The sequence below is a fragment of the Acinetobacter sp. CY81 genome (genome assembly GCF_059515925.1).
This window is the reverse complement of sequence record NZ_JCAKNC010000006.1, coordinates 143944-166907: the sequence shown is the minus strand read 5'-3', so window position 1 is coordinate 166907 and position 22964 is coordinate 143944. Positions and strand designations below refer to the sequence as shown.

General features: G+C 39.1%; 15 protein-coding genes and 1 pseudogene. 7 read left to right on the top strand and 9 right to left on the bottom strand.

What is annotated here, in order from left to right:
- The first annotated feature begins 124 nt into the window (after window positions 1–124).
- From rlmH to AC5YDM_RS09345, 3 genes are all read left to right on the top strand, one after another.
- Complete coding sequence (rlmH, locus tag AC5YDM_RS09355) at window positions 125–607, top strand: 23S rRNA (pseudouridine(1915)-N(3))-methyltransferase RlmH (RefSeq protein WP_496151835.1); 483 nt, start codon at window positions 125–127, stop codon at window positions 605–607.
- A gap of 185 nt (window positions 608–792) precedes the next feature.
- Window positions 793–1569 carry a dioxygenase family protein gene (locus AC5YDM_RS09350; RefSeq protein WP_496151834.1) on the top strand — a complete coding sequence of 259 codons (777 nt, stop codon included), beginning with the start codon at window positions 793–795 and terminating at the stop codon, window positions 1567–1569.
- A gap of 360 nt (window positions 1570–1929) precedes the next feature.
- Window positions 1930–2706 (top strand): DUF4377 domain-containing protein, encoded by a 777-nt coding sequence (locus tag AC5YDM_RS09345; RefSeq protein WP_496151833.1) that lies wholly within the window; start codon window positions 1930–1932, stop codon window positions 2704–2706.
- A gap of 64 nt (window positions 2707–2770) precedes the next feature.
- On the opposite strand, the gene gdhA is transcribed toward AC5YDM_RS09345, so the two are convergent.
- A complete protein-coding gene (gene gdhA, locus AC5YDM_RS09340; protein WP_496151832.1) occupies window positions 2771–4114 on the bottom strand; it encodes an NADP-specific glutamate dehydrogenase in 1344 nt (447 codons plus the stop codon).
- Window positions 4115–4453: 339 nt separating this feature from the next.
- Between gdhA and AC5YDM_RS09335 the strand changes: the two genes are divergently transcribed.
- Window positions 4454–5248 carry an RnfABCDGE type electron transport complex subunit B gene (locus AC5YDM_RS09335; protein WP_496151831.1) on the top strand — a complete coding sequence of 265 codons (795 nt, stop codon included), beginning with the start codon at window positions 4454–4456 and terminating at the stop codon, window positions 5246–5248.
- Window positions 5249–5250: 2 nt separating this feature from the next.
- The gene (nth, locus tag AC5YDM_RS09330) at window positions 5251–5940 is read left to right on the top strand and encodes an endonuclease III (protein WP_496151830.1); all 690 of its coding nucleotides are present in this window, start codon (window positions 5251–5253) and stop codon (window positions 5938–5940) included.
- A 123-nt stretch (window positions 5941–6063) separates the two neighbouring features.
- Here nth and AC5YDM_RS09325 read toward each other — a convergent pair whose 3' ends face one another.
- The 4 genes from AC5YDM_RS09325 to AC5YDM_RS09310 form a co-directional block, all read right to left on the bottom strand.
- Entirely contained in the window at window positions 6064–6240 is a 177-nt protein-coding gene (locus AC5YDM_RS09325; RefSeq protein WP_496151829.1) for a hypothetical protein, read from the bottom strand.
- A 77-nt stretch (window positions 6241–6317) separates the two neighbouring features.
- Window positions 6318–6977 carry an adenylate kinase gene (gene adk, locus AC5YDM_RS09320; RefSeq protein ID WP_496151828.1) on the bottom strand — a complete coding sequence of 220 codons (660 nt, stop codon included), beginning with the start codon at window positions 6975–6977 and terminating at the stop codon, window positions 6318–6320.
- Window positions 6978–7056: 79 nt separating this feature from the next.
- Window positions 7057–8373 (bottom strand): hypothetical protein, encoded by a 1317-nt coding sequence (locus AC5YDM_RS09315; RefSeq protein WP_496151827.1) that lies wholly within the window; start codon window positions 8371–8373, stop codon window positions 7057–7059.
- A gap of 62 nt (window positions 8374–8435) precedes the next feature.
- A complete protein-coding gene (locus AC5YDM_RS09310; protein ID WP_496151826.1) occupies window positions 8436–8951 on the bottom strand; it encodes a hypothetical protein in 516 nt (171 codons plus the stop codon).
- 237 nt (window positions 8952–9188) lie between these two features.
- Between AC5YDM_RS09310 and mrdA the strand changes: the two genes are divergently transcribed.
- Complete coding sequence (gene mrdA, locus AC5YDM_RS09305) at window positions 9189–11273, top strand: penicillin-binding protein 2 (RefSeq protein WP_496151825.1); 2085 nt, start codon at window positions 9189–9191, stop codon at window positions 11271–11273.
- 1 nt (window position 11274) lies between these two features.
- The gene (gene rsmD, locus AC5YDM_RS09300) at window positions 11275–11826 is read left to right on the top strand and encodes a 16S rRNA (guanine(966)-N(2))-methyltransferase RsmD (RefSeq protein WP_496151824.1); all 552 of its coding nucleotides are present in this window, start codon (window positions 11275–11277) and stop codon (window positions 11824–11826) included.
- Window positions 11827–11938: 112 nt separating this feature from the next.
- Here rsmD and AC5YDM_RS09295 read toward each other — a convergent pair whose 3' ends face one another.
- The 4 genes and pseudogenes from AC5YDM_RS09295 to lpdA form a co-directional block, all read right to left on the bottom strand.
- A complete protein-coding gene (locus tag AC5YDM_RS09295; protein WP_496151823.1) occupies window positions 11939–18973 on the bottom strand; it encodes an Ig-like domain-containing protein in 7035 nt (2344 codons plus the stop codon).
- A 285-nt stretch (window positions 18974–19258) separates the two neighbouring features.
- The gene (gene sucD, locus AC5YDM_RS09290; protein WP_496151822.1) at window positions 19259–20149 is read right to left on the bottom strand and encodes a succinate--CoA ligase subunit alpha; all 891 of its coding nucleotides are present in this window, start codon (window positions 20147–20149) and stop codon (window positions 19259–19261) included.
- A gap of 12 nt (window positions 20150–20161) precedes the next feature.
- Window positions 20162–21331, bottom strand: a pseudogene (gene sucC / locus AC5YDM_RS09285) (ADP-forming succinate--CoA ligase subunit beta); the annotation flags it as partial.
- Window positions 21332–21497: 166 nt separating this feature from the next.
- Window positions 21498–22931, bottom strand: coding sequence for a dihydrolipoyl dehydrogenase (gene lpdA, locus AC5YDM_RS09280; protein ID WP_496151821.1), 1434 nt, complete (start codon window positions 22929–22931; stop codon window positions 21498–21500).
- Between the last annotated feature and the right edge of the window lie 33 nt (window positions 22932–22964).

The following is a 22964-nucleotide window of genomic DNA, read 5'->3' as shown; positions in this document are numbered from 1 at the left end:
TAATTTCACCAGTGAGTGTAATTTTAATTCAATTTTAGCTCTATAAATGCATCCTCAAAACAATCTGCCTGCCGTGAACTTAAATCAACGCTATAATAGTGTGAAGTAACCAGATTCCACGCTTATGAAAATTCGAATTTTGACCATTGGACAAAAAATGCCTGCTTGGGTACTCACAGGTTTTGAAGATTATTTCAAACGTATTCAGCCCTTTGTTCAAACTCAAATCATTGAACTGCCTATGGCAAAGCGTGGTAAAAATGATTCAGAAGCAGATATTTTAAAATACCGTCAGATTGAAGGTGACAGTATTTTAGCAGCGATGAAGCAAAACGAAGTGCTGATTGCACTTGAAGTTGGCGGTAAAGAATTTAGCACTGAAAAACTCGCTGACACGATGAAATCATGGATGCTTGAAGGCCATGATGTGGTATTGGCTATCGGAGGTCCTGATGGGCATTCTGAAGCCGTGCGTAAAGCAGCAGCATGGCATTGGTCCCTATCAAAACTTACGCTTCCACATCCCATGGTTCGTGTGATGCTGATTGAACAGCTCTATCGTGCAATGACCATCAATCACAACCACCCTTATCATCGTGCTGGTTAATATTTGCATGGTCAATGACTTAAATCCTCAGTTAATTCAATGAAGATATTAATCAAAAGAGTATTTAAATTTGCTTAGGCTATTTTAGCATTCTATTATTGCAACGTCACGTTGACTCTTACTCTCTTTATCTCATCTCTTATTTTAGCGATGATGAAAATCTCCCAATGATTAGGCGAATCATCATGAACTTACAAACGCTTCCCGGATTATTTATTTCGCATGGCTCTCCAATGTTAGCGATTAATCCTGAACAGGTCGGCCCTGCTTTAAATCGTTTAGGTTTAAACTTACCCAAACCTGAAGCGATTATTGTGATGTCTGCTCATTGGGAAAGTAACGCACTAGAAGTAAGTACAGCGACGCGTCCGATGACTTGGCATGATTTTCGTGGCTTTCCTGAAGAGCTCTATGAAATTCGCTACCCTGCTCCTGGAAAACCAGAATTAGCCGAGGAGATTTTGAAATTATTGGCAGAAGCACAAATTCCAGCACACGCCAATAATACGCGCCCTCGTGATCATGGTGTATGGATGCCACTGTTGCATATGTACCCAGATGCAGATATTCCAGTCATTGAAATATCATTACCGATGAATATGAGTTCTGATGACATTTACAACATCGGTAAAATTTTAGCGATACTTCGTGAACGTCAAATACTTCTGATTGGTTCAGGAAGTATTACTCATAATTTGCGTGAACTTTCATGGAGTGGTGAATCGAGTCAAGTTCCCGAATGGGCATCAACATTCCGTAATTATGTGGTGAATAAACTCAGTCACAGTGATTTCGATGCCGTACTTGATTGGAAAAATATTCCATATATAGATCGAAATCACCCGACGATTGAACACTTTGCTCCTTTATTTTTTGCAATGGGTGCAGGTAATCGCTTTAGTATCGTACACAGTAGTTTCACCATGGGTGCATTAGGTATGGATGTATATCGCTTTGATTAAATGATTTTTAGAAAATTAAGCTCAATTGATCACGATATCAATTGAGCTTTTTTATATGAAATCATAATAATTTTTTATTCATATTTTAAGAAAATCAGGCTTGATTTAAATGCTGATAAAATTCAATTTAAGTATTTTAAATTCTTCATTTAACTCAAAATAAATAAATGATCAAAAAGTGATATTCTCTATATTTTTAGAATATTAAAAAGCATGAAATCAATTCATTAAAATATGTTATGAATTTACAAATATATTATTATAGATACACTTTGATACGGAAAGACTTAGTTTTTTTCATTTTCTTTTAAATCGGATCAGTTATTATTCAGTCTTTAACATTAAATGATACTTATCATAATGAAATTCAAATACTTAGCTATCGCACTTATTCCTTTAATGTTTGCAGCTTGTGAATCTGCAGATATTAAAAAAGCTGGAGATGTAGCAGTGTCTGTTTTACAACAACAAAATGCAGATAAAACATTGGCATCATATGAATGGAGCACCACAACTGCTGATGCACCGAAGCCAATTGTATTGAATTTTTCGAATGAAGGTCGTTTAAGTATTTCGACTAGCTGCAACACGATGGGTTCTTCGTGGAAAGTTGAAAACAATCAAATTGTGACTGGCAATATCATGTCAACAATGATGGCATGTCCTGATAATTTAATGAAACAAGAAGGAATTGCTTCAGGTTGGTTTGCAGATCGTAAAGTTCCATTTGTTTTAAACTTAAATGATTCAAATAAACCAACGCTCACCCTTACAGATGCAAAAGGTCAAAAAGTTGTTTTAACAGGTCAAATGACACCTGAAACAAAATACAACTCTGCTGGTGAAACAATTTTCCTTGAAGTTTCTCCTGAAACCAAACAATGTACAGGTGTTGCTCCACAGACTTGTTTACAAGTGCGTGAAATCAAATACAGCGAGCAAGGTTTAAAAACGCAAGTAGATAAAGATTGGAGTCTTTTCTACGACAAGATTGAAGGTTTTACACACACATCTAACGAACGCCAAGTGATTCGTGTTAAACGTTTTGAAATTAAAAATCCAGCCGCAGATCAATCTAAATATGCCTATGTATATGACATGGCCGTCGAACGTGAAGCTGTGAAAGGGTCACTCTAAGTTAAAATTTTCAATAAAAAACCGAGACAATGTCTCGGTTTTTTATTTCAAGCCAATTTACAAATTAGTAAACGCCTTGAGCAAGCATTGCATCAGCAACTTTTACGAAGCCAGCAATGTTAGCACCATCAACATAGTTCACAGTACCATCTTCTTGAGTACCGAATTTTACACAGTTACGGTGAATTTCTTTCATGATCGCATGTAGACGCTCATCAACTTCTTCGAAAGTCCAACCCAAGCGAATCGCATTTTGAGACATTTCAAGACCAGAAGTCGCAACACCACCTGCATTTGACGCTTTACCAGGTGCATAAAGAATTTTCGCTTCAACGAATTTCTCTACAGCTGCCAAAGTTGAAGGCATGTTTGCACCTTCAGCAACACAGATTGCGCCATTTGCAAGAAGCTGATCAGCATCATCTGCATCTAACTCGTTTTGAGTTGCACATGGTAATGCGATATCACATTTGATTGACCATGGACGTTGACCTTCCATATATTCAAAACCGTGCTTAGCAGCAAATTCTGAAATACGGCCACGTTGAACGTTTTTAAGTTCCATCACTTCACAAAGAAGTTCGTCAGTTAAACCGTCTTTAATGTAAACAGTACCTGCAGAATCTGAAAGTGAAACCACTTTCGCACCTAGGTACATTGCTTTTTCAGCAGCATACTGTGCAACGTTTCCAGAACCTGAAATCGTTACGACTTTATCTTTGAAGCTATCGCCACGAGTCTTGAGCATTTCCTCAGCGAAATACACAGTACCGAAACCAGTTGCTTCAGGGCGAGCCAATGAGCCACCAAAAGTTAAGCCTTTACCAGTAAATACTGAAGAAGTGTCATTGCTTAACTTCTTCATCATACCTGCCATATAGCCCACTTCACGGCCACCCACACCAATATCACCCGCAGGGATATCTGTGTTTGAACCTAAATGGCGATATAACTCAATCATTAACGCTTGGCAGAAACGCATAATTTCGCCTTCAGATTTACCTTTAGGGTCGAAATCTGAACCGCCTTTACCACCACCCATAGGAAGTGTCGTTAATGCATTTTTAAACGTTTGTTCAAAACCTAAGAATTTTAAAATTGAAAGGTTTACAGATGGGTGGAAACGCATACCACCTTTAAATGGACCGATTGCAGAGTTGTATTGAACTCGGAATGCACGGTTTACGTGAGTTTGTCCTTGGTCATCAACCCAAGAAACACGAAATTGGATCGCGCGTTCTGGCTCCACTAAACGTTCAAGTAATCCGTGCTCAGCATATCTTGGATTCTTTTCGATAAAAGGCCATAAGCTCATCATCACTTCTTCTACAGCTTGTAGAAATTCAGGTTGATTCGCATCACGTGTTTTAACGTAGTTTAGGAAGTCGTTAAGGCTGTTATATTTCAACGCTTAATCCTCAGCAGAAAGGTGGATCAAAATTGGTCAAAATTTCAAAAAATTGATAAGTTTTGGCGCAAAGTATTAAATATCTTTTGAAGTCAATCTACAACACTTTTTCATTAATATTTTAAATTAATTATCTAATCAATGATTTAAATATAGTAAACATAATTTTTAATTATGAATTATCAAATATTTTCTTATATAAAAATGGTCTTTTATGTACTATTAATGCGCTATTTGAGCGCTAAAACAGCGCACCCTTTTCTACCCATTTTCATGCTAAAATTCTAAATTGCTCAACCCTTTGAGCGTCGCTCTTTAATCTTCCAAATTAAGCCTTACATGAACGCGCAAATCTCTCTGATACAACAAATTGATGCTTTTCTCCCGCAAACCCAATGTGGATTATGCGGTCATCGCGATGGTTGTTTACCCTATGCTAAGGCGATTACTGAAGGTGAGGAAGCCAACAAATGTGTACCTGGCGGACAACCTGTCGCCGACCAAATCGCAGCTTTGCTCAATCGTCCAACTTTAAAAGCTGAAGAGAGTGTTTGGCCAATCCAAGCAGATTTACGTCCTCAACGGATGAAGGCGATTATTCGTGAAGATGAATGCATTGGCTGTACTAAATGTATTAGCGCCTGCCCTGTCGATGCCATTATTGGTTCAGGCAAACTCATGCACACCATTTTGACTGATCTGTGCACAGGTTGTGAACTGTGTATTCCACCTTGCCCTGTTGATTGTATTGATCTTGTTGAAGATCAAAGTGAATTGCCAAATGACGTCATGCGTATAGAAGAACAATCTGATCTGAGACGTCGTTATTATTCGCATATTCAACGTGAAGAAAAAAGACGTATTACGCGTAAAGGTCCTGTGGTTCGTGCAGAAATTGATACTGAACTTTTTGCACAATTTTCAGCACAGTCTATGCATGTACCTTCGATTGAAATCACTGAAAAATCTGCTGAGGTTTCAGCTCCACTTGATGTAAAGAACACATTAGAACTGGCTAAACTACGGACACAAATTAAAAAATTGGAAAAACAACTCAGTGTTCGTGATGATTTAAAGAAACGAGAACTTTTAACAGAACTGATTCAACAACTTGAAACTTTGCAGGGTGCTTAAAAATGACTGTAAAGAATATGACCAAAAAACAGATTCAGACTTTTTTTGAACGCTTACGTGAACAACGTCCTGAACCTAAAACCGAATTAAATTATTCAAGTCCTTTTGAACTATTGGTCGCTGTAACACTTTCAGCTCAGGCTACAGACGTCAGTGTCAATAAAGCGACAGATAAACTCTTTCCAATTGCCAATACACCTGAAGCAATTTATGCACTTGGTGTTGATGGCTTAAAAGAATATATCAAAACCATTGGGCTCTATAATTCTAAAGCTGAAAATGTGATTAAAGCCTGCCAGATGCTCATTGAGAAGCATAATAGCATCGTTCCAAACAATAGAGCTGATCTTGAAGCTTTACCTGGAGTTGGGCGTAAAACGGCAAATGTGGTACTCAATACAGCCTTTGGACAACTCACAATGGCTGTTGATACCCATATTTTTCGTTTGGGTAATCGTACAGGTCTTGCAGTCGGCAAAAATGTACTGGAAGTGGAACATCGTTTAGTAAAAGTAATTCCAAAAGAATTTATCGTGGATTCACATCATTGGCTCATTCTGCATGGTCGATATTGTTGTATTGCTCGTAAACCTAAATGCGATGAGTGTATTGTGTCTGATGTTTGCAACTGGCCAGACCGTTTTGATTTTGGTGCAGCCAGACCGATTAAAGTAAAAAATGTTGAAAGCTAAAGTTAAAGAATTAAAAAAGATGCCTATTGGCATCTTTTTTAATTCAGCTAAGAGAAATGCTTAAATATAAAAACATCATCTATTTAAAAAATTGATCTGATTTTGAATATACAGCTAAATCACTTATGACTTATTTTGATCTTTCAGTTTTGGATGTAATTCAGCAATAGGCTTACTTTTTTTCAACTCTGCTTTTCGTTCAGCTTCAGCTTTACGTAATAGTCTAAGGCTAATAAAAACCAAATAGCACATCACTGCGATGGTACAAATAAAAAGAAGTACAACACCAACTTTGAGCAAAGCCTTTACTCCAAACCATAAAAAAGAGCCCTAATATGACTTAGGACTCTTTTAATGTCAAAAATTCTAATTTTGAATTATTTTGACTGATCTAAAATAGCAAACAAATCTGTTTGAACTTCATCAATTGGACGAAGACCATTTAGTTTGTCATAAGTCGGTGCATTTTCACCAGAAGCTGCACGACCTTGGTAGAAACCAACCAATTGCTCAGTTTCAGTATGGTATGAACCTAAACGCTTACGAATCGTTGCTTCCAAGTCATCAGGACGTTGTACAAGGTCTTCACCTGTTTCATCATCTTTACCTTCCACTTTTGGCGGATTGTAAACAATATGATAAACACGGCCAGACGCTGGATGTTGACGACGACCAGATAAACGTTGAACGATTTCTTCATCAGGAACGTCAATTTCGATTACATGATCAATCGCAATCCCTTCACTTTCCAAAGCTTCTGCTTGAGGAATCGTACGTGGGAAGCCATCAAAAATACAACCATTGACACAATCAGGCTGTGCAATGCGTTCTTTTACAAGACCAATGATCAGTTCATCTGATACTAGACCACCATTGTCCATCACGCTTTTAGCTTGAAGACCGAGTTCAGTTCCTTCACGAATCGCAGCACGGAGCATATCACCGGTTGAAATTTGTGGGACATTGTAGCGCTTACAGATCAACTGAGCTTGTGTGCCTTTACCTGCTCCAGGAGGTCCGAGTAAAATAATGCGCATAAATAAACATCCTCATTTTAACAATGTGTATGACACTTGCTTTTACAGAACCCAAAATCTGTAAAAATCCAGCATCTAATTATAAGAAAGCCACAAACAAATGTATTAATCCAGCGAAAAATCCGGTTACCCCACCGAGTACAATCAAAATCCATTCGTCTTCCTGAAATGCAGGACGTAACAGATTCTGAAACTCTTTCGGCGTTAATTCGCGAATACGATCTCTAAACATTTGATAGATTTTCTGTGCACGGCTCGCATTAAACGCAGGGTCGCATACAGGCACCATCGTAATTTCAATTGAACGATCGATCAAGTCTGTCTTGAGTTTTGCGTACTCTTTTGGACCTAAAGATAGCTGTAATGAAGTACGAACTAATGGTGTTTCCATAATTTCATTAATATGACGTTTTACAATACGACGAGTTTTATCCTTTTTACCGCCATACATCATTTCAGTCATAATCGATTTTAAAGTGATTAAATCTTCAGTGACCACTTTAGCGAATACATCAGAAACCTCTTCTTGACGTTTCATAAATGCACCTTGGATATTATAAGTCCCAATTCGCGGAATGACAGGCTTAATCCAAGGAAATTTTCGATCTTTCGTCAGCTCAAAGAATTGAGGATAACGAATGAAATGTGGCTCAACAGGATTGAACACCATCCAAATGGCAATCCAGTTGGTTAAGAAACCCCAAATTGCTGCCCAAATCGGTACAGTCCAGTGCCAAGGCACAACAAACCATACGATCATTTGGAAAACACCAAAGAACATACCAATTAAAGCACTGATATGCCAAATAAAATTAATTTCTTTTTGACCAACCTTAAGGAACATATTCACCATGAGCTGGCGATCACCTTCCATTTGGCTCACGACCATCTCACGCATGTTCACCAGCGACTCGACATTCATGGTCAGTTCGGTCACTAATTGTCTTAAAATTGCAGGTAACTGTTTGTGCGCTTGAGCATAAATACGACGTTTAATGGAATAAGGTAAGTTTTCCCAAAGCACAGCATTTCGATCCATCATCACTTCATCGATCAAATGCTCAAGTTCAAAGCCAACTTGCTCTCCAATAATACGTGCCATATCTTCAGGATCCATTGCTTGTAAGAATTCTTGCAATGAACCAAGTTTAGATAAAGTATTATCGGTAATAATGCCTGAAATACGACCAGCTTTACGCGGAACAATTCCTTGCCAACCCACTGGAAGTGGTCCGATGTGGAAGCCCCAAAATTTAATTGGATAAAACACCATTTTCAGTGCCATCCAAACGTGCGCCCATGTAACAAATGCTGTCACAGGAATAATACTGAGCACAGCATAAAAATCTGGACGATTTAAGAAGGCTTGCCACAAATCACTTACATATTCAAACATTCATGACTCTCATATTTAATTCTATGTGCGGTCAAATAAACTGTATAGAAGCATAATATCTTCTAAAATCCCATACTTAAGGTGTAGGCGAATTGTATTTCAGGTTTGGTTTCGCGCACCACACGACTTCCATCCTTCAACTCTTCTCCAGCAGTCACACCTACACTAATCGTACTAATCCGCTCTTTATTTAAGAGTACATAAGATAAATCTACACCACCACCTAACTGCAATTCATCAGAGCCATTTATTGGAACACTTCTTAAATGCCCTGCAAACGCACCTAAGTAAAAACCATTTGCATCTTTCCCATTTAAAACAACTGGATATCTAAATCCAACCTGACCGCCAATTTCATGATCATCATTGGTAAAAGCACCCACTTTGGCATAAGCAATACCATAGGGATTTGCCCATTCACCATTTAAATGCGCTAATTTTTTGGTGATTCCAACACCAATATTGAGTGCAGAGACTTGTTCTGACTTTATCTTCGCTGGAGGTAAATATTCAGAAATATCTGCATGAGCAACATTCCAAATAGTACCGAGAAAAACTAAAGGAAAGATATTTCTCATTATTTTCTCCATTGTCTCATCTAGAGACCAATTTTTTTTAATTATCCTTAATTTTTTGACTTTAACAGATTAATTTTCGATCTTATATACAAATCATATGAAAATTAGTGTCTCTATGGTCAAGATTTTGCAAACTTCTTACTACTCAGAATGCATTATTTTTTTCAAAATCGTTCGCATTCTAAGGTAACATATGTGCACTAACAAAACCCTTAACCGTGATTAAGTCGACGTCGTATGAAACATCAGTTTCCTTTAAAAAATGTTCAGCAAGAAAAACGTATATTTCGTAGTCGAATATTTTTCGCGATAGGTTTTGTAATCTTTTTTTTAATGCTCTTATTAGCACGTTATGCCTATTTACAAATTGTGCATCACGAAGAATTCAAACTTGCATCAGATAAAAATCGAATTCGCTTACAACCCATTAGCCCTGCTCGTGGTTATATTTATGATCGTAATGGGGTTCTACTTGCGGATAATTATCCTGTCTTCACAGCAACGCTAAGTAAAGCTGATGTCAAAGATATTGATGATACGATTTCGCGTTTAAAGCCAATTATTAGCCTGACAGATGAAGATATTGAGCGCTTTAATAACCGTATAAAAACTGCCAAAAAAACTGAGCGTGTAACCTTAAAGCTCAATCTGACCGAAACGGATATTGCGCGCTTTAGTGAAATTAAATTTCAATTTCCAGGTGTTGCAATAGAAACTCAAATGACGCGTTATTACCCTCATGGTGAATTGTTTGCGCATGTCATTGGTTATGTGGGTCGTATTAATGACAAAGAATTAAAACAAATTGATAAAGACGCTTATGCAGGTACCAACCTTATAGGTAAAATCGGTGTGGAAAAATTTTATGAAGATTTACTTCATGGTGCACCAGGTTTCGAATCTATTGAAACCGATGCATATGGCAACGTATTACGTAAATTAGGCAAAAAAGAATCTATTCGTGGTAATGATTTATATCTGTCCCTTGATTATGGTTTACAACAAGTTGCATCGGAACAATTGGTTGGTAAACGTGGTGCAATTGTAGCGATGGATCCCAATACAGGTGAAATCTTAGCTTTAGTTTCTAGTCCTAGTTTTAACCCAAATCTGTTTGTAACGGGCATCAGTACCGCTGATTATAGTGCACTACGCGATAACATTGACCAGCCTCTCTATAACCGTGCTGTTCAAGGCTCTTACCCGCCAGGTTCAACCATTAAGCCTATGTTTGGCTTAGGTGGTATTCATTATGGCGTGGTAGATTGGCATACCACTATTTCTGACCCTGGCTATTTTACTTTACCGGGTGACAGCCACCGTTTCCGTGACCATAAAAAATCAGGTCATGGTTCTGTAAATATGCATAAAGCTCAAGTCGTTTCTTGCGATACCTATTTCTACATTCTCTCTTTCCAAATGGGTATTGAGAAAATGAATAGCTGGATGCGTCAATTCGGTTTTGGTGAAAAAACAGGTGTAGATTTACCAAGTGAAAGTACAGGACTCTACCCTAGTCCAGAATGGAAAATGCGAACGCGCAAAACCAAATGGTCACGCGGTGAAACGATTTCTGTGAGTATTGGACAAGGCGCTTTTACTTCGACACCACTTCAACTTGCGATGGCTACTGCGATTACCTCAAACCAAGGTGCGCATGTCACACCGCACGTATTACGTGAATCTAAAGGTGCTAAGGTACATAAAGTCCATAATGCACCAAATGGCAAAATTCAGTTCAATGGCAAACCTGAAGACTGGATTAAAATGCGTGAAGCCATGGTTGATGTGATCCAATCAGGTACGGGTAAAGCTATTCGTGGTGGCTTGCAGTATCAAATCGCAGGAAAAACGGGAACGGCTCAGGTGAAGAGTATTGCTCAGGGTAAACGTTATAACGAAGCAATTTTAACAGATCGTCAGCTGGATCATGGTTTATTTGTCGGTTTTGCTCCAGCAGAAAAACCTGAGATTGCAGTTGCTATCATTGTTGAAAATGGTCGTGGCGGTAGTGCTACACCGATTGCACGTCCGATTATGGATTATTGGTTATTGAACAAAAAGCGCAATCCGATCAAACCTCCTCAACACCAAATCAGTGGTGGCTTAATGACTGCAGGAATTAAACCAGGTGAATTACCAAGTGGTGAAACAGGTTTATCACCTTTGAATCAAGGCACTGTTTTAGGCACTACATCGAATGTACCGAATGCTGTGAATCACCCGAATACTCCGGTTCAAGCTCCGTCACAACAACTGAATCCTGTTGCGCCTTCTACCACTGCTCCAACATCAGTTCCACCACCGTCAGCAGGACATTAACATGAAAAATCAATTGCGTATTATTGGCGGAGAATTCAAACGTCGAGTTCTACCTTTTGCTGACATTGACAATTTACGTCCAACCCCTGATCGAGTTCGTGAAACGCTTTTTAATTGGTTAATGTGGGATGTTCAAAATGCTGAGGTCCTCGACCTATGTGCAGGCTCTGGTGCCCTTAGTTTTGAAGCTTTATCTCGTGGAGCTACACATGTCACGATGGTTGAACCAAGCGCCATTCAAGCTAAATTTTTAAAAGACAACTTAAAACTATTAAAGCTTGAAAACTGCGATTTACTTGTGACTACTGCTCAGCAAGCCATCAAAACATTAAAAAATAAGCAGTATGATCTCGTTTTTTTAGATCCACCTTATAGTTTAAATTTATGGGAAGAATTAGCCACAGATGTAGATCCACTGATTAGAAATGATGGTTTTATATATGTTGAAGCGGATTGTGCATTGAATCAATTAAAGCTGCCAATTAGTTGGTCACTCATCAAAGAAACCAAAGCTGGCGCAGTGAGAGCTGGTTTATTTAAAAAAAATTCCTAATAAAAAAAGGATTCGTAAGAATCCTTTTTTTATGCTTATGACTTAATAAACCTTTTTCATTTATAAGGTCGCAAAAAAGAGAACCCGAAGGTTCTCTTTTTCTTTCTACTACTTAAAAGTGTAATTGACCATTTTTGAGTAAATCATCGAGCGTAGTATTCACATTATTTAATGTGATTAATGTTGTACTACTGTGTGTTCCACCAGCCCCATCACGATCAATTTTAATCACTGTGTTTGTTCCAGATTCTACTGTGACATATTGACCAATATTTTCTGAAGTAACACCTTGTCCAGATAAGAGGTTACTTATATCAATAATATCCCATGCACTCTCAAGTGAAGCTTTATTGAAATCTGTCCAAATATCACTACCATTACCACCCGTTGCATCAGATGACTTAAGTACATTGTACACAAGCCAATCTTGGCCTGAACCGCCCGAAATCGTCTCATTTGCGCCACGACTAATCATAACATCAGAGGCAGAAGTGCCTGTAAGTGAACCTGTTCCAGTATCTGCATTTTGGCCATAGTTCATAATTACACCATCAGCTCTAATTTCTATTTCCTGAGTATGGGTCGTTTCTAAACGAGTAACCTTATCAATAAGCTTATATTCAAACCCATCAATCTTCCCAACGTTATTCAGATCATTCACAGGGTCGAAATTAAATACACCATTTTTATCAATATGAAATAGTGCATTCGTTAAATTAAATGTCGTTTTAGCATCAGTAGTGACCTGCTGCATACCAGTCTTAGTTTTAATCCATATTTCATAATCAGCACCAGTTTTACCAACTGGCAATAAGCTTCCATCAACGCCATAGATAGCTCCTTTATCAGCAGGTATATCACTTAATTGATAAGGTTTAACTGTATAAACAATGTTTCTTAATTCAAAGACTGCATTTTTATCATAGCTAGTAGCAGTTCCTGTATTAGAGGTTTCTAACTTGAGTCTATACTCTCCATCTACACTTTGGTTATTAGCAAAACTTAAAGTCACATTAATGCTACCAGAATCACCCCATGAGCTTCCGGCCAACGCATAAGTATAATTAGTAACATCCACCCACGAACCATTTACTTTTTTCTGAACAATACTATTCGCTAAATAATTAGCACCACTCGTAGGCCAATCAGGATCCACGTAAATCGTATAGTTTAAAGTTGCGCTACTAAATTTCTCGAGAATAAAGCTATTCGAAAAATTCTTATCCGTAGTTGTACTGTCCGTCTTAAGCATCCCAGTAAAATCAACTTTATTAGTATCTACAGTTGCATCTTGGCTTGTAATATTAACCACTTTGCTCGCTGGCTTATTTACATTCCATGAATTCACCATCGCATTACCAGTGACATTCACTTTATAGTCATTTGAGAATGTCGACTCGTATTTAGCCCCAGTACTTAATGTACCAGCTAAACTAAACGCAACTGTATGCTCTCCTTTAGACAATGCAGTTTTTGGCGTCCATAACACAGTGCCACTTGCTTGATTAATTAAAATTGTATCGACTACCACACCATCCACTTTCACATTAACCTTATTCCAAGTTATTGTGTTTGAGCCCTGAGCAGTAGCAGGAATATTTACGACAAATGTTGGAGTTGCATCATCTAAACTTCCACCATTTGATACATTAGTTGTTGTTACAGCCCCTACATTATCTCCAACCTGATTGACCGTTGGAGCATTGGCATTAAACCAATTTCCAATAGAAGTTGCGTTTACATTACCTGCCAAATCATAATATGAACCACTAGGATTATGTACTGTATACGACCCTTTGAAGTTATCTGGCAACTTCACAATAATGCGATTATCACCACTTAACGTAAATGTTACATTTTCAACAACTTTACCTGTCGAATCTTTCACATGAAGACTGGTAAGTGTATCCGTATTCCCATTAGCACCGTAAATACGTAATGTTTTCCCATCAATAGGAGATGGGGTTTGCCAGCTAAATATCGTTCCCGTTTGATATAAAGTGTCATTCCAGAAACTGTCCTGAACCGTATCTACTGCAATATCTAAAACAACACCACGCCCTTCATTCCCTGCTTTGTCAACCTGATTAGCATAGAACTCATATTTATTGCCAGCCGTAGCACTTCCATTCAATCCTACTGCGGATGTTATCGTCCAATTACCATTCGCATCTACAGTAGTAGAACCATAAATTTGACCTACATCACTTGTATTATCATTACGATAGTAAACATACATGATGCTTCCAGCTTCACCAGTACCGACAAATGTTGGCGTAGTATCATTTGTCCAAACGCGACCACTACTATCAAACTGGCTACTGTCTAGAAGATCATCTTCATTACTCGTTGCACCAGATACATTGTCGGTCACTGATGTAATGAGAGGCGTACTAATAGATTTATCAATCGTAATCGCACCCATATCTGTTTTAATCCAATTCCCTGCAATATCTGTATGTTTAACTGATATCGTCTTAGCGGAATATTGTCCTTCTGGAATAATAAAACTTGACCCTATACCAAGATTCCAACTCTTCCCTCCATCTAGGGTATATTCCCAACTAGCCCCAGGTTCAATATTAGATACAATTACGTTTCCAATGCTACTAATAAAGTCGCTGTTAGAATTGCCAGTATCTGATTCAAGTTTTAAAATCGCTGGCAAAATAAAACTGTCAACTGTGTGAATTCCAAAAAAATCATATACGAAGTAATCATTAAGAATATTAGGTTGTCTAATCAGTACACTACCGTCAGGATAATACCCATCAGGAAGAGTTATCTGATACGAAGTGCCAGTACCCTGTTTCCAAGTATTACCACCATTTATTGAGTATTCCCAAGTTTTAGAATCATCTAATCCAGCAATTCCGACTTGACCATCATCAGTAATCCCATCATTTTTATCTGCACCATTATCTCTAAACATCATAATTGTGCTGTGTGGAAGATCAATAATGATTTTATTAGATCCCGCTACAGTCGTAGTGTTACCAGCGAGATCTTCAGTGCTTGCAACTACAGTATAACTACCCTTATCTAACTTTGGTGAAGTCACACTCCATTTTCCCGAAGCATCGACAATGGCTGTTACTAACTGAGGATTTGATCCACTCGATATAGTTACTGTAACTATATCGCCAGAATTTCCTGTTCCTTCAAAAACTGGGGAACTTGTAATATATCCGGCAGGTAAAGCATCTATTTTTAATACTGGAGGAGTAGTATCAACAACCCATGTTTCTGCATTCCATATCGCAGATTTATTGCCTGCCTTATCAAACATAACAATTTGTATATCACTATCTTCATACACTCCTTCTGGTAATACAAATGAATTACCTGTGCCGTTGATAAACTCACTTCCTTTAACTGAATATTGCCAATAATCCAAATCAATCGGTAAGTTTGATACAGTCACTTCACCATTATTTGTAATAAAATCATTCTTTATAGAACCACTATCATCAGATAATTTCATATCAAGTTGATGTCGTAATGTGTCGAAAGTAACAGCATTACTTAATTTTCCAATACGTTCATTTCCATAGACATCAGTTTGTTTAACTTGAATTTGATTTGAACTATAAGATGTATTTTGCCCGAATAAGCCAGCTTCAAATGAATTACCTGTACCAAGTGTCCACGTCTGTCCTCCATCTAAGCTGTATTCCCAAACAGATCCTGCTTCAATATCAGATACATAAACTTTTGGATCTGAAGTAAGATTATCACTAGTATTAGAACCAAGATCTTTTATGGATAAAACTGGTGTTGATAATGTTTGATCAACAATGATTTCACCCAAACGGAAAATACTTGTATTCCCAGCAATATCCTTTTGCTCAATTTGAATTTGACCAGCAGTATAACTACCGTCAAGTAACGTAAATGTTGTACCTGTACCTTCAACCCAATTTAGACCACCGTCTAAGCTATATTTCCAAGTACTACCTGATTCTAAATCCGTCACATTAATCAAACCATTTGAGGTTTTACCATCTGTAGCTGAACTACCTGTATCAAATGCAAGAGTAGCAGTTGGAAATTCAGGTGCTGTTTTATCAACTTTATAAACTTCAATCGCTTGTGTAGTAGAGTTTCCAAAAGAATCAGTTTGTTTGATCTGAATAGCATCTTCAACATAAACCCCTTCAGGTATTACAAACCCCTTACCTTCACCCTGAATCCAAGTGTTTCCACCATTTAAACTATAAAACCAAATTGAATTCGCTTCGAAATTAGACAGCTTAATTACACCATCTGAAGTAATTCCATCATCATCAAATAGACCCGTGTCATTAAAATCAATGGTGAGTAATGCTGGTGGTGTGGTATCAATAGCTAAACCACCTGTATCTGTGCTCGTATTGTTCGCAAGATCTGTAGCTGAAACTTCTACAAAATAATTACCATCAGCTATATCTAACTTTGGAATATAACTCCATGATCCATCTGCATTTACAGTAGCCGCGCCTGTTTCTACTAAATCACCTTCCGCATCTCTTATTTCTACCTTTACTGTTAACTCAGTTACAGGATTTTCACCATCTTCAACAGTTCCTGTAATTATTGGTTTACTAACATTTGTTAGAACGTCGTCAATTGTCAAGCTTGGTGCAGTTTTATCTATTACCATTGGTGCCATGGTTGTTATTGTGCTATTTCCAGCAAGGTCAGTCTGCTTTACTTGTACTAAATCTTGTAAATAAATACCTTCAGCCAACATAAAACTATTACCCGTTCCAAACTTCCAGGTATTTCCTCCATCAGTACTATATTGCCAAATTGCATTTTCTTCTAAATTACTAACATTAATTATTCCGTTACTCGTTATCCCATCACCACCAATACCAGTATCTTCGTCCAACATTAACTGCGGTGCATTTGGTGCGATCGTGTCTTTACCACCGATCACCGTGTCTGTCGCTGACGTGTTCTTCGCAGCATCTGTCGCTGTGACTGTTGCAGTTTGACCATCGGTCACCGCTGGACTGACATTGACGCTGAAGTTACCTGAGGCATCCGTCGTGCCAGTACCAATCACTTTGCCTGCCGCATCTTTGACTTCAATGCTGCTGTTCGGCTCCGCTTTACCACTCACCACGGTACCGTCTGTATTGATGACAGCATCCGGTGCATTTGGTGCGATCGTGTCTTTACCACCGATCACCGTGTCTGTCGCTGACGTGTTCTTCGCAGCATCTGTCGCTGTGACTGTTGCAGTTTGACCATCGGTCACCGCTGGACTGACATTGACGCTGAAGTTACCTGAGGCATCCGTCGTGCCAGTACCAATCACTTTGCCTGCCGCATCTTTGACTTCAATGCTGCTGTTCGGCTCCGCTTTACCACTCACCACGGTACCGTCTGTATTGATGACAGCATCCGGTGCATTTGGTGCAACTTGATCGCCACCCTTGATCGGTTGTTCGCCTGAGCCATTGCCACTTGGGTCAATCGCTTCAATCGTGCCCGTTTCGCCTTGGTTCAGTGGATTCGGCTCGATGTCCCATGTGCCATCTGGTTTCACTGTCGTTGTGAGCGTGTTGCCTTCTGAATCAGTGATCACAATCGTGTCACCTGCATCGCCTGTGCCTTCGATGCCTTCTTTGTTGTTTTCTGTCACAACGGGTACATCTGGTGCAACTTGATCGCCACCCTTGATCGGTTGTTCGCCTGAGCCATTGCCACTTGGGTCAATCGCTTCAATTGTCCCCGTTTCGCCTTGGTTCAGTGGATTCGGCTCGATGTCCCATGTGCCATCTGGTTTCACTGTCGTTGTGAGCGTGTTGCCTTCTGAATCGGTGATTACAATCGTGTCACCTGCTTCACCCGTACCTTCGATGCCTTCTTTGTTGTTTTCTGTCACAACGGGTACATCTGGTGCAACTTGATCGCCACCCTTGATCGGTTGTTCGCCTGAGCCATTGCCACTTGGGTCAATCGCTTCAATTGTCCCCGTTTCGCCTTGGTTCAGTGGATTCGGCTCGATGTCCCATGTGCCATCTGGTTTCACTGTCGTTGTGAGCGTGTTGCCTTCTGAATCGGTGATTACAATCGTGTCACCTGCTTCACCCGTACCTTCGATGCCTTCTTTGTTGTTTTCTGTCACAACAGGTGCATCTGGTGCAACTTGATCGCCACCCTTGATCGGTTGTTCGCCTGAGCCATTGCCACTTGGGTCAATCGCTTCAATCGTGCCCGTTTCGCCTGGGTTCAATGGATTCGGTTCGATGTCCCATGTGCCATCTGGGTTCACCGTCGTGGTCACGGTGTTGCCTTCTGAATCGGTGATCACAATCGTGTCACCAGCATCACCTGTACCTTCAAGACCTTCTTTGTTGTTTTCAGTCACCACCGGTGCATCAGGTGCCGTTTGGTCGCCACCCGTGATCGGTTGTTCGCCTGAACCATTGCCACTTGGGTCAATCGCTTCAATCGTGCCCGTTTCGCCTGGGTTCAATGGATTCGGTTCGATGTCCCATGTGCCATCTGGGTTCACCGTCGTGGTCACGGTGTTGCCTTCTGAATCGGTGATCACAATCGTGTCACCAGCATCACCTGTACCTTCAAGACCTTCTTTGTTGTTTTCAGTCACCACCGGTGCATCAGGTGCTGTTTGGTCGCCACCCGTGATCGGTTGTTTACCTGATGGTCCCTCACCATTATTTTCAGTTTCAGGCGCTGAGTTTGTGGACGTTTCATTTTTTCCATTTTGGTTAGATGCAGCTATAGCTGTACCACCAACTGCGGCACCACCAGCAGCCCATGGCAGTAGCATACTTGGATTAAATTCATCATATAAAAGAGGGTCGACATTTTCGAGCAAATTATATTCAATTGTTTTTAAAATGTTACCCGAGCCATCAGTAAACTGAGCCCAATATAATTGCCCATCATCATCCTGGAATACAATACTATTATCCGATTTATTATCATCACTAAAATAATTATTTATTATTATTAAATCACCATTTTTAAAAATGATTTCAGCAGCATTACCATTTCTGGATATTTTAACTACATCATCCTTAGAGCGATTAATAACCACCACTGAATTTTCATATAATGAAACCGTTGTATCGCTTGTTTCATAAGTAATTGCATGTGAAGATTTCGATATGGTTGTAATTGTGCTCATATTGCCACCCAAATTTAAATATATGTGATTTGGTATTATTATAATATTAATAATGTGATTCTGTTTGCATTATTTAATATTATATATACTTTATTTTGATTTATATTCGCACAATCATTTAATAAAAACAAATATCAAATAAGATTGTTAAGTTTAGTAAATAACACAAATTAAATTAATTAAATTCTTATTAAGAATTATATAAATAATTATTATTTATTTTGTTAATATCTTTAGACATAAAAAAAGCCTCCTAAAAGGAGGCTTTTTTATAAATCAAAAAGGTTAAGCAAGACCTTTATCTTTTAGTACTTGTAACATGGTAGAACCCAACTCAGCTGGGCTACGTGTATAAGCCATACCTGCACGCTCGAAAGCAGCAAATTTCTCTTCTGCAGTACCTTGTCCACCAGAAATAATTGCACCGGCATGCCCCATACGTTTTCCTTTAGGTGCAGTCACTCCCGCAATATAACCTACTACTGGCTTAGTTACATTCGATTGAATAAATTCTGCAGCTTCCTCTTCCGCAGTACCACCAATTTCACCAATCATGATGATTGCTTCCGTTTGTGGGTCTTCTTGGAATAACTTTAAGCAATCAATTTGATTCATCCCTGGAATCGGATCTCCCCCGATACCAATACACGTAGATTGACCTAAACCGAGTTTAGTAGTTTGAGCCACTGCTTCATAAGTCAGGGTACCAGAACGTGAAATAATACCAATTTTGCCAGGCTGATGAATATGACCCGGCATAATCCCGATCTTACATTCGCCCGGCGTAATAATACCTGGGCAGTTTGGTCCAATCAATCGTGCGCCATTACCATAGGTCTCAAGGTAACGTTTTGCCTTAAGCATATCTAGAGTTGGAACACCTTCAGTAATTACTACAATAAGCTCAATACCTGAATCTACAGCTTCCACAATAGAGTCAAGTACAAATGGAGCAGGAACATAAATCACAGAAGCATCCGCACCTGTTTCCTTTACAGCTTCGTTCATCGTATTAAATACAGGTAGATTTAAATGCTGTTGACCACCTTTGCCCGGCGTTACACCACCCACAACTTTTGTGCCGTAAGCCAATGCTTGCTCTGAATGGAACGTTCCGTTTTTTCCTGTGAAACCTTGTACCAATACTTTGGTGTCTTTATTTACTAATACGCTCATGATTGATACTCCTTATGCTTTCACTGCGGCAACAACTTTTTCTGCAGCATCCGCTAAACCTGATGCAGAAATTAATTTAAGACCTGATTCATCAAGTAATTTTGCACCCAATTCCGCGTTATTACCTTCTAAACGCACAACAACAGGTACAGTCACATTTACTTCTTGAACCGCCGCAATAATTGCTTCAGCAATCATGTCACAACGTACAATCCCACCAAAAATGTTAATTAAAATTGCTTCGACAGTACTATCTGACAAAATAATTTTGAAAGCTTCAATCACACGATCCTTAGTCGCACCACCACCTACATCTAAGAAGTTTGCTGGTTGTCCACCATATAACTTAATGATGTCCATCGTTGCCATTGCCAGACCAGCACCATTCACCATACAACCAATATTGCCTTCTAAAGCTACATAGTTCAGGTCAAATTCAGATGCTTTTAACTCGCGCTCATTTTCTTGAGACTTATCACGCATCGCAGCCACTTCAGGTAAACGATACAGTGCATTCGAATCTATACCGACTTTCGCATCTACACATAAAATGTCGCCATTTTCACGAACAGAAAGTGGATTAATTTCAAATAAAGCAAAGTCATTTTCAATAAAAGCTTCATAAGCTGCAGTCATGACTTTAACAAACTGATTAATCTGACCATCTTTTAAATTTAACTTAAATGCAACTTCACGTGCTTGAAAAGGAAGCAATCCAACCAATGGATCGACTTCAACTTTGATAATTTTTTCAGGAGTTTCTTCTGCAACTTTTTCAATTTCAACGCCGCCTTCAGTTGATGCCATAAAAGTGACACGACGACTCGAGCGATCAACTACCGCACCTAGATAAAGCTCACGTTCTACAGGATAAACATCTTCGCAAATTAAAAGACTGTTAACAGGCTGACCATTCGCGTCAGTTTGGTACGTCACAAGATTGGTACCAATAATAGAATTTGCATAATCTGCAACTTCTTGTTTTGATTTTGCGACTTTAACACCACCCGCTTTACCACGACCACCTGCATGGACCTGCGCTTTCATGACGGCAAACTTACCACCGAGTTGTTCAAAAGCAGCGACTGCTTCATCAGCATTGGTTGCAAGAATCCCTTCTTGAACTGGCATTCCATATTTTTTTAACAGCGATTTCGCTTGATATTCGTGTAGATTCATTTTTTTACCTTTTACTACTTTTCACGTTTTTATGATCCACTAATACTTAAACTTCCATCACGATAAGTATCAGCAATTATTTAATTTTGTATTATTAGTTTTAGATGATTATTCATACAAAAACAACCATCAAATGCAAAAAGAGCGGCCGGAGCCGCTCTTTTTTAAATTATTTACGTTTACGCTGAATTGCGTGAATCGCTCGTCCATCCACTGCTAAAGCAGCTTCATGAACGACTTCAGAGAACGTTGGATGACCAAATGTCATTAATTGAAGATCTTCAATAGATGATACAAACTCAAGTGCGATCATACCTTGATGAACGATATCAGACGCAGCAGGTCCAATTACGTGCATACCCAATAAACGGTCAGTTTTTGCATCAGCAACAAATTTAACAAAACCAGCACCTTCACCAGCAGCTAAAGCGCGACCATTTACAGCAAAACCGAATTGACCAGTTTTAACTTCATGACCTTTTTCTTTCGCTTGCTCTTCTGTTAAACCTACCCAAGCCGCTTCAGGGTGTGTGTAAATTACAGAAATAATGGTGTCGTAGTTAACTTGTGCAGCATGACCGTGAATACGTTCAACAGCCATTACGCCTTCTTCCATTGCTTTATGTGCAAGCATTGGACCACGTACCAAGTCACCAATTGCGTATACGCCTTCAACAGAAGTTGCACACCAATCATTAACTTCAACTAGACCACGTTCAGTGAGTTTAATACCACAATCATCTGCCAATAGACCTTCAGCGTATGCACGACGACCTACACAAACGATTAATTTATCAAAAATTTGAGTTTTGTCTTCGCCACCTTGCGTATACTTAACAGTTACTTCACGGCCATTAACCTCAGTGCCCGCAACTTTAGCGCCTACACGGATGTCTAGACCCTGTTTAGTCAAAAGCTTTTGATAATCTTTAGCCAATGCTTTATCAGCCATTGGTAAGAATGCATCCATTGCTTCAAATACAACAACTTCTGCACCAAGACGACGCCAAACCGAACCAAGCTCTAGACCAATAACACCAGCACCAATCACACCTAAACGCTTAGGCACTTCTTGGAATTCTAATGCACCAGTAGAATCAACGATAATGTCTTGATCAACAGGCGCTACTGGAATATTTACAGGTACAGAACCAGTTGCAAGAATGACATACTTCGGCTCAAGAACTTGAATACTACCTTCATCTAAAGGTGTAAATTCAACTTTTTTACCTGCAAGCAATTTACCTGTGCCTTGTAACCATTCAATGCCATTGCCTTTAAGCAACTGAGCAACACCACCAGTCAATTGATCTACAACTTTGTCTTTACGAGCAAGCATTTTTGTAAGATCAAACTTCACTTCACCCGTGGTAATACCATGGTCATCTAAATGCTGAACTGTATCTTCGTAACGATGAGAAGAATCAAGCAATGCTTTAGATGGAATGCAACCCACGTTTAAGCACGTACCACCTAAAGACGGCTTGCCTTTATGAATACGTTTTTCGATACAAGCAACTTTAAAACCAAGTTGAGCCGCACGAATTGCCGCTTCATAACCACCTGGTCCACCACCGATTACAACTAAATCAAATTGAGACATGTGTATCTCCAAAAATGGGCTTAGAGGATCACC